The sequence below is a fragment of the Ligilactobacillus sp. genome, from assembly GCF_036846325.1.
Classification (GTDB): Bacteria; Bacillota; Bacilli; order Lactobacillales; family Lactobacillaceae; genus Ligilactobacillus.
In genome coordinates this window covers 1-3839 of sequence record NZ_DAIUCE010000132.1, presented here as the reverse complement: position 1 = coordinate 3839, position 3839 = coordinate 1, and the positions used below count along the sequence as shown (strand labels likewise).

Genomic DNA, 3839 nt, shown 5'->3' with positions numbered 1-3839 from the left:
CTGGACAACGGTGCGGAAAAGCTTCTGCCGGACGTTCTGGTCCAGGACAACACCGAAGAAGGCACCTGGCATGCCAAGGATTCGTGGATTGATGAGGATGCGGAAGAAGTCGTTCTGAAGGCAGCGCCTTGCGGCAGGCTCAAGCCGTTATCCGCTGAAAAATGCAGTGCTGACGGCCACGACGGCAATTGTCACGACAAGGAACTGCAGTTCAGGGACAGTCTTGATCAAAAGGATTTCGAAGCATACGTCAGCGACACGGACAAATGGGAACACGATCTGGCTTCCGAGGGGACGCCGCTTGATTCTAACCGCATCGTGTGGAAAAGCACTGCATTTGACAGGGACATCGTTCTTGAAGGCGCGCCAAAGGTTTCCTTAAGAGTCAAAAGTTCGCGCGACTACGGCATGCTGAGCTTCATGCTCATCGACTACGGCATGGACAGACGCCTGGGCGAAGTTCCCTCCACACTTGCACGCAAGGCCATTGACTGCGGCTTCCACTGGCGCACTGACGACCTGATGGAATTCAAGCTGAAGAAGGCGACCCCGTTCAAGATGATCACGAAGGGTCACATTAACCTCCAGAACCGGACGAACCTGTGGCATGCAGACGATCTTTCGGCCGGCGAATACGTTGACATCGAAGTCGTCCTGCAGCCGATGCTTCACCGGATCAAGGCAGGGCATAAACTCGTTCTGATCGTTTATTCGACCGACATGGGGATGACCGTTCGCGGAAACGAAGACATCCGTTATACCTTGGACGGAACGAAAACCCGCCTGACGCTGAACGTCAAGGAACTGAAGTAGATGGCAGAAAAGCTGCCCGAATTGAAAACCCGGATCATCTGCACCGAATGCAGATTTGATCTGGGTTTTTGTGTGCATGCTATTCTTCTGTGACTAGAGGCGCTGTCTGTAATCGGAGGCCGACATTTACGGGCGAATTCCCAAAATCGTCGTTTTGCCCGTAATCCAGGACTGCACTTTCCACCAAGTTTGGTGGGTGAGGCGCAGATTTTACACCAAGTTTGGTGGGCGAGGCACAGATTTTCCACCAAGTTTGGTGGGTGAAGCACAAATTTTCCACCAAGTTTGGTGGGTGAGGCACAGATTTTCCACCAAGTTTGGTGGGTGAGACACTGCATTTTCAAAAACTGCAAAAAAACGCCGGACAAAGTCAGTCGCAGATCGACCGCCTTGTTCGGCATTTTCCTTTAAATAGACTGTATAAATTGCAAACCGAGAGCACGGTTCATAGCAAGGATAAGTTGCATCAAACGTAATTGGCTAATCCGGCCCTCAATTCTAAAATAATGATGCACAATGAATGAATCACGTTTCCGCAATCATTCCCCGAATCGCGCATCTCCCCTTGAGGATCGCAAATCCCCTGCGATCCCCGGCTGAAACAGACACATACCAGATAATTGCTGTTCAGGGCACGTTCGAAAACGAGAAAACCATACAATAAGCTCAGAAAATACGTACCCTGACACTCAACGAAACATCGTGATCAACTCAGTTTCAGTTTTGCATAAAGATTTGCTGTTCTTCAATCAGCTTGTATGACTTCAAGTCTGCTGAATCAAGGTCTTCCCTGTGCATGTCAACTGCCGTGATCCGGCTGTTGTCATAAGTCCTATAGTAGTAGATTCCGCGGTCGACGTTGCAGCATGAAGAATAAATCGTGAATTCGAACTTGCCGTTGCCGACGTCGCAGCATCCCTTCTGCTGTTCAACGGACCCGAGAATGTGGAAGAATTGACTGACGCTCGTGTTTTCATCATCCATCTTCGGTGCGTTGAGCTTCGTGAACGTTGCCTTGATGAAACGCGAGTTGGACGAAAGATCGCCCGGCAGACCCATGCTGCCCATGCCGCGGGTATATTCATCGAGTTCAAGACCATCTGCAAAAGTTGATGCGACAGGTTTTGGAGAAACGCGGCGATAATTGTTCAACGTGAACATCTGGAATGGAAATTCAGGATTGTTCGTCATTACGCCGACAGGGTTGTCATAGACGTTGAGTCCCGCCTTCGTCTGTTCAACCGTAATCGACTCATTCTTATCGGAAATCATCCAGTGCAATGGGCTTGGCGGGAATTGTTCACTGAACTTGACATTCGTGATGTTGATTTTTGCAAGCAATTCACGAACATCGGATACAGTTTCGCATTGTCCGAGAACCCAGGGAATGAACTCAAAGGATGCGACATTGTCGACACCTTCTGCAGGTTCCTTGTAATCTGCATTTCCCGGGAAATTCAACCCTGCCATACTCAAGCCCTTTTCGTTCGTTGCATCATAATAGAGCGGATAATCAGCGACCACCGTTGCCATCCCGATGATGGCAAAATGTTCGTTCATATCCTGCACCTGACGAAACTTCAACGGAAACTTGCGTGGCGTAACCGTCACGGACTCATTGTAGGAGAGCTCCAAATCAAGATTGCGACCAAAATAGTGGTCCTTGCCAGTATACGTTGCTGCTGTACACATAATTAACACCTCCTAACTGTTTATCTAGTATTCTAACACAGAAAATTGATGAATATTGACGTTTTTTAGCGTCCTGAGTGAAGAATTATAGATGGGTTTTTGAAGATGAAAACAATCTAAATAATAAGATAAACCTTATTAAAAATTATATAGTCCGAAAAACGGGTCACAAGACAACCACAATTGGTTTTGCCGATGACAATCATGCAAAATTTGACGCTGATTCTAAGAAAGAGTGTTAAAATTAATGTATCACATTAGAAATCAGGTGTTATCATGCGTGAAGGAACGACAATCCTTACTTTAGACAACGGCTACCATTTATGGACCCACACTGACAACGTCGGCGGAAAAATCCGCTTACTTTGCCTTCACGGTGGACCAGGCGGCAACCATGAATATTATGAAAATTTTGCTGAAAAATTAAAGGACATAGACGTTCAGGTTACAATGTACGACCAGCTCGGCTCATGGTATTCTGACCAGCCGGATTTCACCAGGCAGGAAAACGTCGACAAATTCTTGAGAATGGACTATTTTGTTGATGAAATTGAAGAAGTCCGGCAAAAACTCGGCATCGACGACTTCTACCTCATCGGTCAGTCATGGGGCGGGGCAATTACCCAGGAATATGCCCTGAAGTATCCAGAGCACCTCAAGGGCATCATCATTTCCAGCATGACCGACAACATTGCCGAATACATCGTCAACATCAACAAGATCCGCGAACATGAATACTCAAAAGACGATCTTGACTTCATGAAGGAATGCGAAAATTCCGGCGACTATGACAACGAACGCTACCAGAAGCTGATTGACAAACTTAACTGCGGCTACGTCGACCGCAAGCAGCCGCCTGCAATCAGACATTTGACAAGCACCGTCGCAACTCCTGTCTACAACTACTTCCAGGGCGACAATGAATTCATCATCACCGGTGCTTTGGACGGCTGGGACATCAGAAACAAGATCAGCAACATTTCCGTGCCAACGCTCATCACTTACGGCGAACACGAAACGATGCCCCTTGAAACGGGAAGGCGCATGGCAGAAACCATTCCTCACGCCCGTTTTGTAACGACTCCAAACGGCGGCCATCATCATATGATCGACAATGCTCCCGTGTACTTTGCACACTTGAAGGAGTTTCTGCTGGATGTTGAGAACGGAACCTTTTAATTTGAATTAAATGAAATGCCGAACAAATGAGGGTGCAGGCCGCCTGATCTTGTCCGGCATTTTTGCAGTTTTTGAAAATCCAGTGTCTCACCCACCAATTTTGGTGGAAAATCTGTGCTTCGCCCACCAAACTTGGTGGAAAATCTGTGTCTCGC

General features: G+C 47.6%; 3 protein-coding genes. 2 read left to right on the top strand and 1 reads right to left on the bottom strand.

Annotated elements, in window-relative coordinates; all coding sequences use genetic code 11:
• On the top strand, window positions 1-813 hold an 813-nt coding region (locus tag V7Z60_RS09220), incomplete at its 5' end, for a CocE/NonD family hydrolase C-terminal non-catalytic domain-containing protein (protein ID WP_334117525.1).
• Between the two features lie 717 nt (window positions 814-1530).
• Here the strand turns inward: V7Z60_RS09220 and bsh are convergent.
• A complete protein-coding gene (gene bsh, locus V7Z60_RS09215; protein WP_334117524.1) occupies window positions 1531-2505 on the bottom strand; it encodes a choloylglycine hydrolase in 975 nt (324 codons plus the stop codon).
• Window positions 2506-2781: 276 nt separating this feature from the next.
• Here bsh and V7Z60_RS09210 point away from each other — a divergent pair, with 276 nt between their 5' ends.
• Window positions 2782-3684 carry a proline-specific peptidase family protein gene (locus V7Z60_RS09210; RefSeq protein ID WP_334117523.1) on the top strand — a complete coding sequence of 301 codons (903 nt, stop codon included), beginning with the start codon at window positions 2782-2784 and terminating at the stop codon, window positions 3682-3684.
• Window positions 3685-3839: the final 155 nt, after the last annotated feature.

Excerpts from the sequence above, each read along its gene's own strand:
- bsh (WP_334117524.1), bottom strand. The coding sequence starts at position 2,505 with ATGTGTACAGCAGCAACGTATACTGGCAAGGACCACTATTTTGGTCGC.
- V7Z60_RS09210 (WP_334117523.1), top strand. The coding sequence starts at position 2,782 with ATGCGTGAAGGAACGACAATCCTTACTTTAGACAACGGCTACCATTTA.